This is a genomic window from Streptomyces sp. CoH27 (genome assembly GCF_020181035.1).
GTDB lineage: Bacteria > Actinomycetota > Actinomycetes > Streptomycetales > Streptomycetaceae > Streptomyces > Streptomyces camelliae.
Window position 1 is genome coordinate 490,012 of sequence record NZ_JAIQYY010000002.1, and the last position, 17,392, is coordinate 507,403.

The following is a 17,392-nucleotide window of genomic DNA, read 5'->3' on the forward strand; positions in this document are numbered from 1 at the left end:
CCGCCCTCAGTCCTGTTCCGGCTTCCGGTACGCCCGCACCGCGAACACCGGGTCCGGGCGGGGGCGGTCCTGGTCCGGGAGGGCGGCCAGGCGCGTGGCGAACTCCTCGGTGCGGGGCTCGCCCGGCGGCAGCAGGGTGAACCAGCCACGGCGCAGGTCGGCGATGGTGGCGCGCGGGCTGCGGCCCTGACCGACGCCGTGGAACACGGTGCCGCCGGCCGCCTCCAGCCCGTGCCGGGCGGCGTGCGCGGTCACGGTGGCGGCGGCGTCCTGGGCGGGACGGCGCGGCCGGGGCGCGAGAACGGCGTCGATGTCACTGCCGACGTCGTGTGCGGCGGCCTTGTCGACGGTGGTGACATAGACCCCGCCGGGCCGCAGCACGCGTGCGCACTCGGCGACGATCGCGCGGACGTCCTCGGGATCGTCCAGCAGATGGAGCAGCCAGACGCTGGTGACCGCGTCGAAGGTGCCGGTGCCGAAGGGGAGTTGGCGGCTGTCGGCCCGGACGACGGCGCCCGGCAGCCGCGCCCCCGCTCTGCGGACCATGGCGGAGGTGAGGTCGGTGCCGGTCACCCGCAGCTCGGGGCGGCCGGCGGCCAGCCGGCGGGTGACGATGCCGGTGCCGCAGGCCACGTCGAGGAGTCGGCCCGGCCTCTCGGGGATCAGGTCGAGCACCGCTTCGGCGGCGGCGTGGGCGCGAGCCTCGCCGCCGCGGGACGCGTCGTAGGCGTCGGCTTCCTTGTCGTAATCGAGCACGCCCCTCAGTGTGCGCCGTGACCTGGGGCGATGTCCTCCACCCTGCGGGCGAGACCGAAGTCCTTCGCGGTGACGGCACCGCCCGCGCTGTGGGTGTGCACGCTGAGGGAGACGGTGTTGTAGCCGAGGGTGAGGTCGGAGTGGTGGTCCAGCTCGTCCTGGACGGCGGCGATGTGCGCGACGAACGCCGCCGCCGCGATGTGCGAGCCGAGCCGGTAGGTGCGGGTGAGCCGGTCGCCGTCCAGCGACCAGCCGGGCAGCTCCGCCAGCCGGTCCTCGATCTCCTTCTGCGACAGCGGTTCTACGGCCATGGCGTTCGGCTCCTTTCACGACGGCGTCGGGACGACGGTGTACGGCGAATGCCGCGGCGGTATGCGGTGTGCGGTATGTGCGGTATGCCGGTCACCGGATACGACTTCAGCCTGCCACGTCAGCCGCGTACGTACTCCGCCGCCAGGTCGTCGGCGAGCGCGGCGATCCGGGCCCGGCCCTCCACGCGGGCCACCCAGTCGTGCGGCAGGCCGGTGTCGCCGTGCAGGTTGCCGCAGATCGAGCCGGTGGAGTCGCTGTCGCCCGAGTGGTTGACGGCCAGCAGCAGCGCCTGCTCCGGGCGGGGCTCGGCGAGCGCGCAGTAGACGCCGATGGCAAGGGCCTGCTCGGCGACCCAGCCCGCGCCGAGTGACTCCACATTCTCCGCCGTCGGGGAACCGTCGGCGGCGAGGTCCAGGGCCTCGCGCAGGGCGGCGGTGGTCTCGCCGTGGCCGCGGTGCCGCTCCAGCAGCCGCAGCGTGCGCAGCACCGCGCCCTCCAGGGAGTCACCGGCGACCAGGTGGGACACGATCGCGGCGAGCGCGCCCGCCGCGTAGTAGCCGGTGGGGTGGCCGTGGGTGATCTGGGCGCCGCGCGCCGCCCTGCCGAACGCCTCCTCGGCGGGGCCGCCCATCAGGCCGAAGGGGGCCGAGCGCATGACCGTGCCGCAACCCTTGGAGTCGGGGTTGACCTCGCCGGGTGTGCCGTCGAGCGGGAGCGCGGGGTCGGGTGCGTACATCTGGGCGACGCCGGAGAGGCAGGCGTTGCCGGGGGCGCGGCGGGAATACAGCCAGGCCTCGGTGACCAGGCCGGCGGGCGGCGTGAGGGCCGGTGAGCCGGTGTGCGGTGCCGGGTGCTCTGGGCCGGGCTTGGACTGGGTTTCCAGCCAGCGCTCGTAGGCCTGGCGCAGCAGCAGGGGCCAGGCGCCGTCGGTGCCCGTCTCGCGCCGTCGGGCGTGCGCCTGGATCAGGGCCTCGACGGTGAACAGAGTCATCTGGGTGTCGTCGCTGATCAGGCCGGCGGTACCGTGAGCACCGGGGACGAGGCCGGTGACGCCGCGCGGTCCGTGCGCGGCGCGGATCCGGTCCAGGGTGGAGAACTCCACCGGGTAGCCGAGGGCGTCGCCGAGCGCGCCGCCGAGGAGACAGCCGCGGACCCTGGCCCGGTACACCGCCGCGGCCTGAAGGGACGGCGTCCGCCACGGCTTCGTCCACGGCTCGTTCACACGCACCTGCAGCAACTCCTCGACTACGGCCCCTCGACTACCGTCGGGCGTATGACCATTGTCGCTTCCGGCCCTTCCGTGTCCCCCACCGCCCCCGCCTCCGCCACCGCCGACGGCAAGGGCGCCGGCCCGCTGCTGCGCGCCTGGCGGGAGCGGCGGCGGATATCGCAGCTGGAGCTGGCGCTGCGCGCCGACTCGTCCGCGCGGCACATCAGTTTCATCGAGACCGGCCGGTCCCGGCCGAGCGAGGAGATGGTGCTGCGGCTCGCCGAGCATCTGGACGTGCCGGTGCGTGAGCGCAACTCCCTGCTGCTGGCGGCCGGTTACGCCCCGCACTATCCGGAGACCCCGCTGGACGACCCGGCGCTGGACGCACTGCGCGACGGCATGGAGCGTCTCATCCAGGGCTACGAGCCCTACCCGGCGCTGGTGGTGGACGCGACCTACACGGTGGTCGCCGCGAACCGGGGCATCGCGATGCTGCTGGACGGCGTGCCGGAGAAGCTGCTGTCCCCGGCCCCGAACGCGATGCGGCTGACGCTGCACCCGGAGGGGCTTGCGCCGCGCATCCGTAATCTGCGCGCGTGGCGCGGGCATCTGCTGGCGCAGATGGACCGGCAGATCGCCCTGCAGCGCTCGGAGCGGCTGCGTGCCCTGTACGAGGAGGTGGCGGCCTACCCGGTGCCGGAGGACGCCCAGGACGACGACGAACCGGCCGGAGCCGTCGCGTACTTCGCGCTTCCGATGCGTATCGAGCACGACGGCCGGATCCTGTCGTTCGTGTCGTCGATCTCCACCTTCAACACCCCGATGGACGTCACGGTCGCCGAACTCGCCATCGAGACGTTCCTGCCGGCGGACCCGGCGACCGCCAAATACCTGCATACGCTCGCCGGTTGACGCTCTCCATCGATTTTGCGCCACCTGGAAGCCCTCGGACCGGTGTGCGAGAGGCGATCACATGGCAGACTGCCCGGGTACTTCGGCGCGTAGGGGAGGCGTGGCGTGAGTGAGCGGCGGGCTGCGCCCACCGTCGGCCAGGTGGTGCTCGGCAAGCGGTTGCAGGAACTGCGCGAGGCGTCGGGCCTCAGCCGTGAGGAGGCCGCCAAGGTCCTCAGGGTGGCGTCGGCGACCGTACGGCGGATGGAGATGGCCGAGGTCGCGCTGAAGATTCCGTACGTGCAGGTGCTGCTGTCCACCTACGGGGTGCCCGAGGAGGAGGCGGCCGCGTTCGTGCGGCTGGCCGAGGAGGCGAACCAGCCGGGCTGGTGGCAGCGCTTCCACGACGTGCTGCCCGACTGGTTCAGCCTGTACGTCAGCCTGGAGGGCGCCGCCCGGATCATCCGCTCCTACGAGCCGCACTTCGTACCCGGCCTGCTGCAGACCGAGGAGTACGCGCGCGCGGTGATGGAGGCCGGCACGATCGGGCAGACCTCGCCGCAGACGGTCGAGCGGCACGTGTCGCTGCGCCTGGAGCGGCAGCGGCTGCTGGAGCGGGACGACCCGCCGCATCTGTGGGTGATCATGGACGAGACGGTGCTGCGGCGCCCGGTGAGCACGCGGCCCGAGGTGATGCGGGACCAGCTGGACCGGCTGCTGGAGTACGCCGGGCGGGACCGGGTCACGCTGCAGATCGCCGAGTTCGCGGCGGGTCCGCATCCGGGGACGTACGCGCCGTTCACGCTGTTCCGGTTCGCCGAGCCGGAGCTGCCGGACATGGTGTTCACCGAGTATCTGACCGGCGCCCTGTATCTGGACTCGCGGCGGGAGGTGGCCGCGCATCTGGAGGTGCTGGACCACATGACGGCGCGGGCCGCGTCGGCGCAGCGCACGCAGACTCTGCTGCAGGAGTTCCGCGCGGCCCTGTGACCTGCCGGAGGGGGCATCCCCTCCGGGTCGACCCCGACCGACCCTGCCCTGCCCTGCCCTGCCCTTCCCGACCCTGACCGGCCCTTGGGGGAACACCCGTATGACCACGCCCGATTCCGTGCCCGTCCCCATCGACACCGGCCGTCCGCATCCGGCCCGGGTGTACGACTGGTGGCTGGGCGGCAAGGACAACTACCCGGTGGACGAGGAGCTGGCGCGGAAGATCCTCGCCGCGGACGGCACGGTGGTGCGCGGGGCGCGGGCCAACCGGCGGTTCATGCAGCGGGCCGTGCGTACGGCGGCCGAGGCGGGAGTGCGGCAGTTCCTGGACATCGGCACCGGCATCCCGACCGAACCCAATCTGCACCAGGTGGCCCAGGCAACGGCGCCGGAGTCCCGGGTGGTGTACGCGGACAACGATCCGATCGTGCTGCGGCACGCCGAGGCGCTGCTGCGCAGCTCCGCCGAGGGCAGCACGCGATACCTCCACGCCGACGCCCGCGACCCGGACACCGTCCTGGCGCAGGCCGGTGCGTCCCTGGACTTCGCACGCCCCGTCGCGCTGTCGCTGGTGGCGCTGACCCACTATCTGTCGGACGCCAAGGACGATGTGCACGGCCTGGTCGAGACCTACGTCCGGCACCTCGCTCCGGGCAGCTTCCTGATCCTCTCCCAGGTCACCCCGGACCTGAACCCCGAGGCGGTGAACCGGGCCGCCGAGCTGTTCCGGCGCAGCGGCACGCCCTTCCACCCGCGCACCCTGCCCGAGTTCTCCCGCTTCTTCGCCGGCCTCGACCTGCTGGGCCCCGGGGTCATCCCGGTGCACGGCTGGCGCCCTGAGCCGGAGGACGTGGCGGCCCAGGCGGAGGGGATCGTGCCGGTGTACGCGGGCGTGGCGGTCAAGCGGTGACCGTGCAGGACCCGTACGGCACCCCGTACGGGTGCGTGGAGGAGCTGGGCAGCTGAGCGGTTGAGGGCTGCCTGTAGCCTCGGTCGAGGCCGGCGGGGGACGCCACCGGTGGGCGCTGTGGGGGAAGGCGGACATGGTCAGGCGGTATGTGGTCGCACCGCGCGGCAGATGGGGCGGGTACCGGGACATCACCTCCGCGCTGCGGGCGGCCGCCGCAGGGCGCGGACCGGCGCGGGTGGACATCGAGCCCGGGCAGTACGCGGAGCGGCTCGTCGTGCGGGGCGAGGTGGAGCTGGCCGCGCTGGGCGCGCCGGGCTCTGTGGTCCTGAACCCGGCCCAGGGCACCGTGCTGGACGCCGCCGGGTCGGTGACGGTGCGCGGGCTGCAGCTGATCGGGCGGGAGGGCGACGCCGTCGATCTGCACGCCGGCGCCCTGGTCCTGGACGAGGTCACGGTCCGGGGCCACGGCGGGGTCTGTCTGCATGCCCGCCGGGACACCTCGGCGACACTGACGAACAGTCACTTCTTCTACGGCCGGACGGTGTTCGCGGGCGGCACCGGCACGGTGGAGCGGTGCCGGTTCACCGATGCCGCCGACAATGCGCTCGCGGTGATCGAGGGCGGCCGGGTCACGGTCCGCGCCGGCCGGTTCGAGGGCAGCCGGATCCACGGCGTGCGGGTCAGCGACGCGCGGGCCGAGCTGACGGGGTGCGAGCTGACGGGCACCGGGCGGGCCGCCGTGTCCGCGGACACCCGCGCCGAGCTGTCCGTCACCGACTGTGTGATCAGCGCCGTACACGCCGAGGGTGTGCTGTTCGTCGGGCAGTCCCGGGGGCTGGTGCGCGGCTGCCGGGTCAGCGACGCCGAGCACGGGGTCGCGGTGACGACCGGCAGCGATCCCGTGGTGCGCGACAGCGTCTTCGCCGGCTGCCGCGACACCGGCATCAACGTTGCCGAAGAGGGCCTGGGGACGTATCAGAACTGCGAGGTGCGCGACGCAGGGACGATCGCGGTGTTCGCCACCGGCGGCGGCGCGCCCACGGTGGACGGCTGCCGCGTCGTGGGCGGCAACGTCGGGATCGCGGTCGTCGACAAGGCGCGGGGCCGGTTCTCCAGGATCGAGGTCACCGACGTCACGAACACCGCGCTGCGGGTGTACGAGGGGGCGCGTGCCGTCTTCGAGCGGGTGCGGGGCGAGCGCTGCGCGGCGGGCCTGGAGACCCTGGGCGACGCCGGCACCACGGCCGAGCTGACCGACGGGCGGTTCCGTGACTGTGCCATGGGCGCCGTGGCCGCGGGCGGACAGTCGCGGCTCATGCTCAAGGACGTGTCCGCGGAGCACGGGAAGGTGGGTCTGAGCGTCGTCGAGGAAGCCCAACTGCGCCTGTACGACTGCGAGGTCACCGCGGCGACCATGGGGATCCTCGCGGCCGGCGGGTCGAGGCTGTTCGCGCGGAACGTCACCGCCGGCGGCTGCGATGTCGGCCTCTGCGGCACGGACTCCGCGTACCTGGACGTCGCCGACAGCCGTTTCGCCGACTGCGCGGACTCGGGTATGACCGTGCTGGGGACGAGTACCGGCCGACTGGCGGACTGCCGCGTCACCGGGTCGCGGGGGACGGCCGTACAGCACAACGGCCGCGTCGAACTGATCGCGCTCGACACCCCGTTGCGCGTCGTGGAGCAAGCCCCGGAGCCGGCCGCTTCCCCGTCACCCTCCGTCGTGCACCACCATGGGCCGGTCTTCCACGCCGCCGTCCACAACGCCCAGTTCGCCTGGGACAACACCCACGTCAGCCAGCAGCAGAGCACGCAGGACGGAGCCGCAACATGACGGACAATCAGCAGGCCGCCCCGGGAGGTCCGGTGTTCCACGGGCCGGTCTCGGGCAGCCAGTTCGCCTGGAACAACCAGACTGTCACCCAGAACCAGCGCAACGACTCCGCCACCGCCCCCGGGCACGAGGCGCTCGCGCAGCTCCTGGGCCAACTGCTGCGGGAACTGCCGGAGGCCGGCCTCGCCGAGCGGGACCGGGCGGACACCGAGGCCGCGGCCGAGGAGGTACTGGCGGAGGTCACCGGCCCCGACACCCCCGAGCCGGGCCGGCTGCGCCGGGCCCTGAACGGCCTCAAGGGCGCACTCGCCCCGGTCGCGATGGGCGCCTCGGCCGGGGCGGCGGCCGGCGCACAGGAATGGGCACACGCGGCGATCAGGGACCTGACCGCACTCATGTGAGCCGGAGCGGCGGGCTGACCGCGCGCTGGGCGGGCTCCTCGGCGGGCCCCGGCCTGGACTGACCGCACTGGAGGGCGCACGCCTCGGCGGCCGCTGGTCGGGGCGAACCGGCGAGCAGGCGCCAGGGCCGGGCAGCACTACGGCACCGCCAGGGCCGGGCGGCACTGTCGCACTGGTCCAGCGGCGGCCGTGGAGCGGGCGGGCGGGGGTCAGGCGGCGCCGCCCTTGCCGTCGGGTTCGTCGTCGACGATCTCCGCGTCGACCACGCCGTCCGCGTCGTGGGTGCTCTCCTCCTGCGGGGAGGCCTGGCCGCCGGTGGCGGAGGCGGCCGCGTACATGGCCTGCCCCATCTTCTGGCTGACCGTGGCGAGTTTCTCCACCCCGGTGCGCAGGGCGGTGGTGTCGGCGTTCTGTTCCAGCAGGGTTTTCAGTTCCGTGACGGCCGCCTCGACCTCGCCGCGGGTGTCGGCGGGTATCCGGTCGTGGTTGTCGCGGACGAACTTCTCGGTCTGGTAGACGAGTTGCTCGGCCTGGTTGCGGGTCTCGGCGGCCTCGCGGCGCCTGCGGTCCTCCTCGGCGTACTGTTCCGCCTCGCGCATCATGCGGTCGATGTCGTCCTTGGGCAGGGCGGAGCCGCCGGTGACGGTCATCTTCTGCTCGCGGCCCGTGGCGAGGTCCTTGGCTGAGACGTGCATGATGCCGTTGGCGTCGATGTCGAAGGCCACCTCGATCTGCGGGACACCGCGCGGGGCGGGCGGCAGGCCGGTGAGGTCGAAGACTCCCAACTTCTTGTTGTAGGCGGCGATTTCGCGTTCACCCTGGTAGACCTGGATTCCGACCGAGGGCTGGTTGTCGGCGGCGGTGGTGAAGATCTCCGAACGGCGGGTGGGGATCGTGGTGTTGCGTTCGATCAGCTTGGTCATGATGCCGCCCTTGGTCTCGATGCCGAGGGACAGCGGGGTGACGTCGAGCAGCAGCACGTCCTTGACGTCGCCGCGCAGGACACCCGCCTGGAGGGCGGCGCCGACGGCGACCACCTCGTCGGGGTTGACTCCCTTGTGCGGGTCCTTGCCGGTGAGTTCGCGGACCAGGTCGGTGACGGCCGGCATCCGGGTGGAGCCGCCGACGAGGATGACGTGGTCGATCGCGGACAGCTGGATCCCGGCGTCCCGGACGGCCTGGTGGAAGGGCTGCTTGCAGCGGTCGAGCAAGTCGGCGGTGAGCTCCTGGAACTGAGCTCGCGTCAGTTTCTCCTCCAGGTGTAGCGGGCCCTCTGCGGACGCAGTGATGTAGGGCAGGTTGACGGTGGTCTCCGAGGACGACGACAGCTCGATCTTGGCCTTCTCGGCGGCCTCCCGCAGCCGCTGCACCGCCATCTTGTCGGCGCCCAGATCGATGCCGTGACCGGCCTTGAAGCGCTTCACCAGATGCTCGACGATCCGCTGGTCCCAGTCGTCGCCGCCGAGGTGGGTGTCGCCATTGGTGGCCTTCACCTCGATCACGCCGTCGCCGATCTCCAGCAGGGACACGTCGAAGGTGCCGCCGCCGAGGTCGAAGACCAGCACCGTCTGCTCCTCGCCCCGGTCCAGGCCGTAGGCGAGGGCGGCGGCGGTCGGCTCGTTGATGATCCTGAGCACCTTCAGGCCGGCGATCTCCCCGGCCTCCTTGGTGGCCTGCCGCTGGGCGTCGTCGAAGTACGCGGGCACGGTGACCACCGCGTCCGCGACATCCTCGCCGAGATAGGCCTCCGCGTCCCGCTTCAGTTTCTGCAGCACCCGCGCCGACAGCTCCTGTGCGCGCAGCCGTGAGCCGTCGACCGTTCCGCTGTCCGGGAAGCGCCAGGCGGCGTCGCCCATGTGCCGCTTCACCGAACGGGCGGTACGCTCCACGTTCGTCACGGCCTGCCGTTTGGCGACCTCGCCGACCAGCACCTCCCCGTTCTTCGCGAACGCCACCACCGACGGCGTGGTCCGCGCGCCCTCCGCGTTGGTGACGACGGTGGGCTCGCCGCCCTCCAGGACGGCCACCACCGAGTTCGTCGTCCCCAGATCGATCCCGACCGCACGTGCCATGATCCGTCCCCTTCCGCCAGGGCCGTCTTCGGCACTATCAGCAGAAAACGCGCGTACGGCGCTGTCAATCCCGAGAAGCCGAGAAGCCGAGAAGCCGAGATCCCGAGATCCCGGGATGCCCCACTGCGCGGGTACCCCGGGAACGGCGATGCCGCGCCCCTGGGCGGGACGCGGCATCGGCGGTCGTACGGGCGTCAGGCCAGCTCGGCCGTCAGCGTGATGGTCGTACCGGCCAGGGCCTGGCTGACCGGGCAGTTCTTCTTGGCGTCCTCGGCGGCCGAGGCGAAGCCGTCCGCGTCCAGGCCCGGCACCTCGCCGCGCACGGTGAGGTGGATGCCGGTGATGCCCTCGCCCGGCTGGAAGGTCACGTCGGCCTTGGTCTCCAGCCGGGTGGGCGGGGTGCCGGCGCCGGTCAGGCCGTGCGAGAGGGCCATGGAGAAGCAGCTGGAGTGGGCGGCGGCGATCAGCTCCTCGGGGCTGGTCTTGCCGTTCGCCTGCTCCGCGCGCGAGGGCCACGACACCGGCTGCTGGCCGATGCCGGAGGAGTCGAAGGTGACGACGCCGCTGCCCTGGAGCAGGTTGCCTTCCCAGACGGTGTGCGCGGTGCGCGTGGTGGCCACGGTGGTTCCTTTCGCGGGTGGTCTCGCGGGTGGTCGGTCCCGTTGCCGGATGTTCCGTTTCCGGGTTTCCGTGTCCCTATCCGATCACATCCGGGCCCGTCGTACGCCGAAGACCGGCCCACGCGCGGTGAACGGACGACGACGTCGCGTTCCGCCGGGACGCCCACGGCGCTCAGGCCACGCGTTCCTCCTCGGCATCGGCATCGGCATCGGTGCCGGTGTCGGTGTCGGTGTCGGTGTCGGCGGTGAGCGGGACCTCGGGGCCGTTGAGCTCGCGCAGCCAGCGGCGCAGCACGCGGTGCACCTGCTCGGCGCCGGCCGGCTCCTCCTCCCCCTCCCCGACCGGTGCGGACAGATCCAGCGGGGAGAGCAGGAACGGGCGGGACTGGGCGCCGCCGAGACCGCCGTGGGAGCCGATCTGCTCCTCGAAGGCGAGAACCTCGCCGTCGGCCGGGTCGTACGCCGAGTTCACCATGATGTCGGCGGTGTGCGGGAAGGAGTGGGCACGGCGGACGGCGTCGGCGGCACCGGGACCGAAACGCGCCAGCGGCCCGGATACGTCGTCGAGCTCGGCCAGCGGGATCTCGGCACCGTGGGCCCCCAGCACGACCCCGCCGTGCTCCTCGCTGCGCACCAGCAGGAAGCCGATGCCCGGGTGATGCGCGAGGGTGGTGAGCAGGGCCGGGTGACGGGCCTCGATCTCCTCCTTGGTCATGCGGTGCCGGACATCCGGGAAGGAGACCAGGCCGAGATTGCCGGAAGCCAGCACGACCGGCTCGGCACCCCGCGCCGGCCGGTACCGCTCCCCCTTCTCCTCCACGGGCCGGCGCAGCGCGGCACGGACGGCGGCGCGGGCCTCGGCACCGCTGCGGGTCCCCTCGGCCCGGCGTGGGACGGGCAGCCCGCAGCCGGCCCGGACGAGGTCGCCGAGGGTGAGACCGTAGCGGGCGTGGAAGGTCTCGCCGGGGCTCTGGCCGTGGTCGGACAGGACGACGATGCGGTAGGGGCGGGGGGCGTGTTCGGCGACCCGCTGGAGCAGGGCGAGGGCCCGGTCGAGGCGTTGCAGCACCTTCTCGGCGTCCCGGCTGTGCGGGCCGGAGTGGTGGGCGACCTCGTCGTAGGCGACCAGGTCGGCGTAGACGGCGGTGCGCCCGGCCAGCATGTCGCCCATCACCGCGGCGACCACGACGTCCCGTTCCACGACGGTGGCGAAGGCCCGCACGAGGGGGTAGAAACCGCCGCGGCCGACCCGCGGCCGTTGTCCCCGAAGGCGGGCGCGGGTGGACTGGCCGACCTCGCGGGCCACCTCGGCGACGAAGGACAGGGCGGTGCGTACGGCGCTCGCGGGATCGGAGAAGTAGGCGAAGTAGCCGGCGCGGGAACGGTTCTCCCGGCCTCGGCGGCGGGTGGCGATGGACAGGACGAGGGCCTGCTCGCCGGCGCCGCCGCTGAAGAGGTTGCCGCGGCTGGCGCCGTCGACGGTGAGCAGTCCACCGTCGCCTGTATGCAGTATGGCGCGGCGCTGCAGTTCGGCGGCGCTCGTCGGCCGGTTGCACACCATCACCTCCCCGCGGTCCTTCTCGTACCAGCGGAACGCCGGCACGTCGAAGGTGCTGCCGTGGAGGATGCCGAGCTGGCTGGCGCCGGTCTGGCTGGACCAGTCGGTGCGCCAGGGGGTGAGGCGGTGGGTCGGCTGTATGCGATGTTCCGTCGACTGCCGACCGTCGACCGGATTTCGTAGACCGTCGGCCGGTTTCTGTAGACCGTCGGCCGGTTTCTGTAGACCGTCGGCCGGTTTCTGCAGACCGTCGCCCGTCGCCAGCCAGCGGGACACCGTAGGCATCAGCCCCTTGCGGACCGCCGCCGTGAGGACGTCGTGGCCGACGCCGTCGAGTTGGACGAAGACCAGGCCGGGGGTGGTGGGGCAGGGCGGGTCGGATCTGCGGCGGCGGGTGGCGAGGCGGTGCAGGCGGCGGCGGTAGGCCTCGTCGTCGCGGACGGCGAGGGCGGCGCCGGTGGCCGAGGCGACCGCGGACATCACGGCGGCCACGATGACGGCGGTCTGCGGGGCGACGGCGCCCCGGCCGGAGGGGTTGACGCGCAGGGCGAGCAGCAGCAGGGAGCCGTTGAGGACGAAGACCAGCAGGCCGAGGAAGAGGGCGGGGACGAGGAGCAGGAGCCGGACCAGGAGGGGCCAGACCACGGCCGACAGGATGCCGAAGGCGCCGGCGCCGCAGGCGGCGGTGACGGCGATCCGGGTGAGGCTGTCGCCGTCGGCGGACTGGAGCCGGAAGTCGGGCAGAAGGGCGGCGAGGACCAGCATGGTGACGGTGGAGGCCGCCCATACGGTGACGCTCCGTCCGATCTGGCTGACAACCCACCGCCATGGCACGCCTCGTACCCCTCGCACGCGTCGAACCCCTCACGTCCCGGCCCGCTCGACGCCCGGGCCTCGCTCCACCTTGTCATACCGGGCCGGGGCGACGGCGGACGGCCGAGCGGGCTCAGCGGCCGTCGTAGCCGGCGGTCGGCATGGACAGGCGGCGATGGACGTGAGCCTTCATCTGGGCGTCGTAGGCCGGTTCGGCGCGGCCGACGGTCTCCACGCGGACGCCGCGCCGGGCGCATTCGGCGGTGAAGGCCTCGACGGAGGACAGGGCGCGGCGCAGAACCCGCAGGCTGGGGGCGACGAACACGTCGACGCCGGGGCGGACGCCGTCCCACAGGGCACAGTGGTCGAAGCGCAGTCCGCCGACGAGGAGTTCGCGGGCGACGACGTAGCCGTGCTCGGCGGCCCAGCGGGCGCACATGGCGTGCTGGCTGCGGGAGTCGACGAGGAACGGGTCGGCTTCCAGTTCCTCCAGCGGGGTCAGGCTGGCGATGGCGGTGACCCGTACGGGCGCGGGCGTGTCGGGGGTGGGCTGCGGTTGTCCCATGGCCTCCCCTCACCTCCGGGTTTCGCGGCCGACCCTACTCCTGCCCGTAGGCTTCGGGGAGTCGCGTGAAGGAGGCGGAAGAAGGTGCCGGTGGAGATCACCTGGTGGGGTCACGCCACCTGCACGGTCCAGGACGGGAACATACGCGTGCTGACCGATCCTCTGTTCGCGCGCCGGCTGGCGCATCTGCGGCGGCGCCGGGGTGCGGTTCCGCCGGACCGGGCCCGGCGCGCGGACGTGGTGCTCGTCTCCCATCTGCACGCCGACCATCTGCATGTGCCCTCGCTGGCCGCGCTCGCGCCGGGTACGCGCCTGCTCGTGCCCCGGGGTGCGCCGCGGGCGGTGCCGGCGCTGCGCAGGCTGCGGGGTCTTCGAGTGACCGAGGTGGTGCCGGGGGACGCGGTGCGGGTCGGTGAGGTGCTGGTCCGGGTGGTGCCCGCGCTGCACGACGGGCGGCGATTGCCGGTGGGGCCGCACCGCTCGCCGGCGCTGGGGTACGTGGTGGAGGGGGAGGCGCGGACGTACTTCGCCGGGGACACCGGGCTCTTCGACGCGATGGCGGAGCGGGTCGGTCCGGTGGATGTGGCGTTGCTGCCGGTGGGCGGCTGGGGGCCGTTCCTGGGTGAGGGGCATCTGGACGCGGGGCGGGCAGCGCGGGCGCTGGCGCGGCTGGCGCCGCGGATGGCGGTGCCGGTGCACTACGGGACGTACTGGCCGATCGGGATGGAGGCGGTGCGGCCGCACGAGTTCCACGGGCCGGGGGACGAGTTCGTGCGGCTGGCGGCTGTGGTCGCGCCGCAGGTGGTGGTGCGCAAGCTGGGGCACGGGGAGAGCGTGCGGCTGGAGGTGGCGCGGTGAGCCGGCCGGCCTCGGCGCTGGCGCTCGCCGCCGCGTCGACGTCGGCGGTGCCGCCGGAATCGACGCAGCAGGCGATCGGTTATCCGTCGTTGTTCCTGCTGGTGCTGATCGGTGCGCTGGTGCCGGTGGTGCCGACGGGTGCGCTGGTGAGTTCGGCGGCGGTGGTGGCGTTCCATCAGACGGCGCCGTTCTCGCCGGCGCTGGTGTTCATGACGGCGTCGCTGGCGGCGTTCGCCGGGGACGGGGCGCTGTACTGGCTGGGGCGGCGCGGGATGCGGTCGCGCAGCGGGTCGCGGTGGCTGGAGGCGATCCGGTCGCGGGCTCCGGAGGAACGGGCCGCGGGGGCGCGGGAGAAGCTCGCCGAGCACGGGGTGGCGGTGCTGGTGCTGTCCCGGCTGGTGCCGGCGGGTCGTGTTCCGGTGATGCTGGCGTGTCTGATGGCGGACTGGCCGCTCAGGCGGTTCGCCCGGGGGAATCTGCCGGCGTGTCTCGCCTGGGCGGCCACGTATCAGGTCATCGGTGTGCTGGGGGGTTCGTTGTTCAGGGAGCCGTGGGAGGGGGTTGTGCTGGCGGTCGCGCTGACCGTGGTGATCAGCGTGATGCCGAGTCTGGTACGGCGATTTCGGTAGCGCCGTCGGGGATGAGGTCGTCTCCGGGGTGACGGTCCGTCGTGGTCTCTGCCGCCCGCGCGGCGGTAGCCGCATGTCGGACACAGCCCCGCGCCCCTGACGGGGCGCTCCCGTCCAGCACCTTTGATCCGCCGACCGGCAGATCCCACAGGTCCTCCCGGTCCCGTCCCGCCTTCTGCCAGGCCGTACGCACGCGCGTGAGGGGTTCCAGGACGGGCTCGGCCGAGAGGATGAAGGTGCCCCAGTGCATGGGGGCCATGCGGTGGGCGCCGAGGTCGAGCGTGGCCCGGACGGCTTCCTCGGGGTCGCAGTGGACGTCGCTGAGCCACCAGCGGGGGTCGTAGGCGCCGATGGGCATGAGGGCGAGGTCGATGCCGGGGTAGCGGCGGCCGATGCGGGAGAACCAGTGGCCGTAGCCGGTGTCGCCGGCGAAGTAGAGGCGTCGGCCGCCGGTGTCGGTGAGGATCCAGCCGCCCCAGAGGCTGTGGCAGGTGTCGGTGAGGGTGCGCTTGGACCAGTGGTGGGCGGGGACGAAATCGAAGCGGACTCCGGCCAGTTCGGCGCCTTCCCACCAGTCGAGCTCGGTGACGCAGGTGAAGCGTCGGCGCCGGAACCAGCGGCCGAGTCCGGCGGGGACGAACAGCGGTGTGGCGCGCGGGAGTCGGCGCAGGGTGGGGGCGTCGAGGTGGTCGTAGTGGTTGTGGCTGATGACGACGGCGTCGACGCGGGGCAGGCTGTCCCAGGGGACGCCGACGGGGGTGATGCGGGCGGGAGTGCCGAGGATGCGGCGGGACCAGACGGGGTCGGTGAGGACGGTCAGGCCGCCGATGCGGACGATCCAGCTGGCGTGTCCGGCCCAGGTGACGGCGAGGGTGCGGGGGTCGGCGGGAGGCAGCGGGGCGGGTGCGACGGGGAGCAGGGGGAGGTCGGCGAGGCCTTCGCGGCCGGGACGTACGGCGCCTTCGCGGGCGAAGCGTGCCATGGCCTTGAGGCCGGGCAGCGGGGCGGTGAGCCGGTCGTGGAACGTCCGTGGCCACACCCGGTGTTCGCCCAGGGGGCGGGGTTCGGCGAGCGGGGGGTAGGGCGGTGCGAGGGGCGTCGTGGACGCGGTGGATGCGGACGTGGTCGGCGTGGTCGTCGCGGGCGTCGCGGGCGTCGAAGTTGTCGAGGTCGTCGTGGGCGGTCCGGACTCATGCGTCTGCTGCGTCATCGAGGAGGCTCCCGTCGCTGAGCTTCGTCACGGAGATCGTCGAGGACCGACGTCAAGGTGATCAACGCACGGTGCACGTGTGGCAGTTCCAGCGGCGCGGGTGACGTGAGGGATTCCACGCGTTCCTCGTCGGTGCCGCCGAGCAGGGGACCGGTGGCGAGGCGTACGCGCAGGGCGGCCAGGTCGTCGCCGAAGCGGTGGCCGCCGGGTGCCGGCATGCCGAGGCGGGCGGTGAGGAAGTCCTCCAACTCCTGTGCGTCGCCGACCCCTTGTGCGGCGAGGGGTTCGCGCAGCGGGCCGAGGTCGGCGTACAGGTGGCGGCCGGCCTGCGGGGGGCGGGCGAGGGCGCCGGCGGTGACGAGCGCGGTGTGCGCGGCGGCCGCCACGCGCGCGTGCAGCCGTACGGCGGTCTCGCGGCGGTCGGTGACGGGCGGGGGTTCGTCGAGGGCGTAGCCGGCCGCGGCGGCGACGGGGGCCGCGATGCGGGCGCCGAGCGCGGTGAGGATGTCGAGCACGCGCGCGTGGAGGCGGAGTCCGGGTTCGGTCGCGGGGAAGCGGGCGACGGCGGCGGGCCAGCCGGGGGGCAGCAGGGAGCCGGCGAGGTCGGTGACGACGGTGACCCGGTCGGGTCGCATCTCGGCGGGGCTGAGCAGGACGGTGTCGTGCGGGTGGTGGAGGGTGTCACGCCAGGTCTCGTCGCTGACCAGGTGCAGGCCCTCGGTGGTGGCGGCCTCGACGGTCTCGTGGAGCAGTTCGGGCGGGGCGACGGTGGCGGTGGGGTCGTCGGCGACGGAGAGCACGAGCAGGCGTGGGTCGCCGCCCTCGTCGCGGACCCGGCGGACGGTCTCCAGCAGGGCGTAGGGGTCGGGGACGCCGCCGCTCTCGGCGGGGGTGGGCACGTGGAAGACGGGCCGGCCGAGGATGCGGGCGTCGGGCGCCCACCAGGCGGCGCAGGGGCGGGGTGCGAGGACGTCGGCGCCGTCCGAGGCGAGCGCGGCGGTGACGGCGAGCAGCAGCGCGGGGGCACCGGGGCCGGCGGCGACCTGGTCGGGGACGGTGGGCAGGCCGCGGCGGGTCCAGTAGCCGCAGGCCGCTTCCAGCAGGGCGGGGGCGCCGCCGACAGGCTGGGCGTCGGTGCGGTGTGCGGCGGCGGCGAGCACGGCGGTGAGTTCGGGGAGGACGGGCAGGCCGTCGCCGGGGAGCGGCGGGCCGTAGCGGACGGGGCCGTGGCCCTCGGGGTCCGTGCGCCGCATGTCCGCCTCCGCGCAGTCCGTGGTGGGTCGTCGTGGGCTGCTGTGTGGTGTGGTGTGGTGCCGGGTGGGCCGCCGTCCGGCGCCGTCTTCCGGCGCCGGGGTACGGCCACTGTGCGTGGGTCGGGTGCCGGTGTCCTCGGGTTGGTGTACCCGTGGGGCGGCCGTCCATGGGCGGTGCCGGGCGTTGTCCCGGTCACACGCCGGTGGGGCGGTCCGCCGTGGTGCGACGGTGGCCGAGGAGGCGGTAGCCGGCTCCGGCGCAGGCGGTGGCGATGAGGATGCCGCCGGCGGCGAGGGCGGGCACGGAGTCGGTGAAGCTGCCGCCCTGTCCGGCCTCGACGCCGTGCTGGACGCCGGCCGGAGCGCAGCCGGCACCGTCGTGGGACCGGCCGCCGGGCTGCGGTTCACGGGGTTCGGCACAACCCCGGCCACCGGAGTCGGTGAAGCTGCCGCCCTGTCCGGCCTCGACGCCGTGCTGGACGCCGGCCGGAGCGCAGCCGGCACCGTCGT

16 protein-coding genes and 1 pseudogene are annotated in these 17,392 nt (G+C 73.5%); 7 read left to right on the forward strand and 10 right to left on the reverse strand.

Features of this window, described 5'->3' with window-relative positions; genetic code table 11:
• Window positions 1-6 precede the first annotated feature (6 nt).
• From LE548_RS04995 to LE548_RS05005, 3 genes are all read right to left on the reverse strand, one after another.
• The gene (locus LE548_RS04995; protein ID WP_225095371.1) at window positions 7-756 is read right to left on the reverse strand and encodes a class I SAM-dependent methyltransferase; all 750 of its coding nucleotides are present in this window, start codon (window positions 754-756) and stop codon (window positions 7-9) included.
• Between the two features lie 5 nt (window positions 757-761).
• Complete coding sequence (locus LE548_RS05000) at window positions 762-1,067, reverse strand: 4a-hydroxytetrahydrobiopterin dehydratase (RefSeq protein ID WP_225095372.1); 306 nt, start codon at window positions 1,065-1,067, stop codon at window positions 762-764.
• 119 nt (window positions 1,068-1,186) lie between these two features.
• On the reverse strand, window positions 1,187-2,290 hold the full coding sequence (locus tag LE548_RS05005) for an ADP-ribosylglycohydrolase family protein (protein ID WP_225095441.1): 1,104 nt from the start codon (window positions 2,288-2,290) through the stop codon (window positions 1,187-1,189).
• Window positions 2,291-2,341: 51 nt separating this feature from the next.
• Between LE548_RS05005 and LE548_RS05010 the strand changes: the two genes are divergently transcribed.
• From LE548_RS05010 to LE548_RS05030, 5 genes are all read left to right on the forward strand, one after another.
• On the forward strand, window positions 2,342-3,190 hold the full coding sequence (locus LE548_RS05010) for a helix-turn-helix domain-containing protein (protein ID WP_225095373.1): 849 nt from the start codon (window positions 2,342-2,344) through the stop codon (window positions 3,188-3,190).
• Between the two features lie 105 nt (window positions 3,191-3,295).
• Window positions 3,296-4,159 (forward strand): helix-turn-helix transcriptional regulator, encoded by an 864-nt coding sequence (locus LE548_RS05015; protein ID WP_225095374.1) that lies wholly within the window; start codon window positions 3,296-3,298, stop codon window positions 4,157-4,159.
• A gap of 100 nt (window positions 4,160-4,259) precedes the next feature.
• Window positions 4,260-5,069, forward strand: coding sequence for an SAM-dependent methyltransferase (locus LE548_RS05020; RefSeq protein ID WP_225095375.1), 810 nt, complete (start codon window positions 4,260-4,262; stop codon window positions 5,067-5,069).
• 133 nt (window positions 5,070-5,202) lie between these two features.
• On the forward strand, window positions 5,203-6,903 hold the full coding sequence (locus LE548_RS05025; protein WP_225095376.1) for a right-handed parallel beta-helix repeat-containing protein: 1,701 nt from the start codon (window positions 5,203-5,205) through the stop codon (window positions 6,901-6,903).
• The gene (locus tag LE548_RS05030) at window positions 6,900-7,304 is read left to right on the forward strand and encodes a hypothetical protein (RefSeq protein WP_225095377.1); all 405 of its coding nucleotides are present in this window, start codon (window positions 6,900-6,902) and stop codon (window positions 7,302-7,304) included. The genes LE548_RS05025 and LE548_RS05030 overlap by 4 nt, the downstream gene beginning before the upstream one ends.
• A gap of 209 nt (window positions 7,305-7,513) precedes the next feature.
• Here the strand turns inward: LE548_RS05030 and dnaK are convergent, their stop codons facing one another.
• The 4 genes from dnaK to LE548_RS05050 all read right to left on the reverse strand — a co-directional run bounded on the left by dnaK (window position 7,514) and on the right by LE548_RS05050 (window position 12,932).
• The gene (gene dnaK, locus LE548_RS05035; protein ID WP_225095378.1) at window positions 7,514-9,376 is read right to left on the reverse strand and encodes a molecular chaperone DnaK; all 1,863 of its coding nucleotides are present in this window, start codon (window positions 9,374-9,376) and stop codon (window positions 7,514-7,516) included.
• Between the two features lie 194 nt (window positions 9,377-9,570).
• Window positions 9,571-9,996, reverse strand: a complete 426-nt coding sequence (locus tag LE548_RS05040) for an OsmC family protein (RefSeq protein ID WP_225095379.1) — start codon at window positions 9,994-9,996, stop codon at window positions 9,571-9,573.
• Between the two features lie 172 nt (window positions 9,997-10,168).
• Window positions 10,169-12,406 (reverse strand): phage holin family protein, encoded by a 2,238-nt coding sequence (locus LE548_RS05045; RefSeq protein WP_225095380.1) that lies wholly within the window; start codon window positions 12,404-12,406, stop codon window positions 10,169-10,171.
• A gap of 94 nt (window positions 12,407-12,500) precedes the next feature.
• The gene (locus LE548_RS05050) at window positions 12,501-12,932 is read right to left on the reverse strand and encodes a hypothetical protein (RefSeq protein ID WP_225095381.1); all 432 of its coding nucleotides are present in this window, start codon (window positions 12,930-12,932) and stop codon (window positions 12,501-12,503) included.
• A gap of 84 nt (window positions 12,933-13,016) precedes the next feature.
• Here LE548_RS05050 and LE548_RS05055 point away from each other — a divergent pair, with 84 nt between their 5' ends.
• Window positions 13,017-13,790, forward strand: coding sequence for an MBL fold metallo-hydrolase (locus LE548_RS05055; protein WP_225095382.1), 774 nt, complete (start codon window positions 13,017-13,019; stop codon window positions 13,788-13,790).
• Complete coding sequence (locus LE548_RS05060) at window positions 13,787-14,419, forward strand: DedA family protein (protein WP_225095383.1); 633 nt, start codon at window positions 13,787-13,789, stop codon at window positions 14,417-14,419. Before LE548_RS05055 ends, LE548_RS05060 begins: the two co-directional genes overlap by 4 nt.
• Here LE548_RS05060 and LE548_RS05065 read toward each other — a convergent pair.
• From LE548_RS05065 to LE548_RS05075, 3 genes and pseudogenes are all read right to left on the reverse strand, one after another.
• Window positions 14,382-15,629, reverse strand: a complete 1,248-nt coding sequence (locus LE548_RS05065) for an MBL fold metallo-hydrolase (RefSeq protein WP_225095384.1) — start codon at window positions 15,627-15,629, stop codon at window positions 14,382-14,384. The two genes, LE548_RS05060 and LE548_RS05065, sit on opposite strands and share 38 nt — an antisense overlap.
• A complete protein-coding gene (locus tag LE548_RS05070) occupies window positions 15,626-16,882 on the reverse strand; it encodes an aminotransferase class I/II-fold pyridoxal phosphate-dependent enzyme (protein WP_225095385.1) in 1,257 nt (418 codons plus the stop codon). The genes LE548_RS05065 and LE548_RS05070 overlap by 4 nt, the downstream gene beginning before the upstream one ends.
• Window positions 16,883-17,075: 193 nt before the next feature.
• Window positions 17,076-17,392 (reverse strand): annotated as a pseudogene (locus tag LE548_RS05075) (hypothetical protein); the annotation flags it as partial.

Excerpts from the sequence above, each read along its gene's own strand:
- LE548_RS05030 (WP_225095377.1), top strand. The coding sequence starts at position 6,900 with ATGACGGACAATCAGCAGGCCGCCCCGGGAGGTCCGGTGTTCCACGGG.
- LE548_RS05070 (WP_225095385.1), bottom strand. The coding sequence starts at position 16,882 with ATGCGGCGCACGGACCCCGAGGGCCACGGCCCCGTCCGCTACGGCCCG.
- LE548_RS05065 (WP_225095384.1), bottom strand. The coding sequence starts at position 15,629 with ATGACGCAGCAGACGCATGAGTCCGGACCGCCCACGACGACCTCGACA.
- dnaK (WP_225095378.1), bottom strand. The coding sequence starts at position 9,376 with ATGGCACGTGCGGTCGGGATCGATCTGGGGACGACGAACTCGGTGGTG.
- LE548_RS05025 (WP_225095376.1), top strand. The coding sequence starts at position 5,203 with ATGGTCAGGCGGTATGTGGTCGCACCGCGCGGCAGATGGGGCGGGTAC.
- LE548_RS05010 (WP_225095373.1), top strand. The coding sequence starts at position 2,342 with ATGACCATTGTCGCTTCCGGCCCTTCCGTGTCCCCCACCGCCCCCGCC.
- LE548_RS05050 (WP_225095381.1), bottom strand. The coding sequence starts at position 12,932 with ATGGGACAACCGCAGCCCACCCCCGACACGCCCGCGCCCGTACGGGTC.
- LE548_RS05020 (WP_225095375.1), top strand. The coding sequence starts at position 4,260 with ATGACCACGCCCGATTCCGTGCCCGTCCCCATCGACACCGGCCGTCCG.
- LE548_RS05000 (WP_225095372.1), bottom strand. The coding sequence starts at position 1,067 with ATGGCCGTAGAACCGCTGTCGCAGAAGGAGATCGAGGACCGGCTGGCG.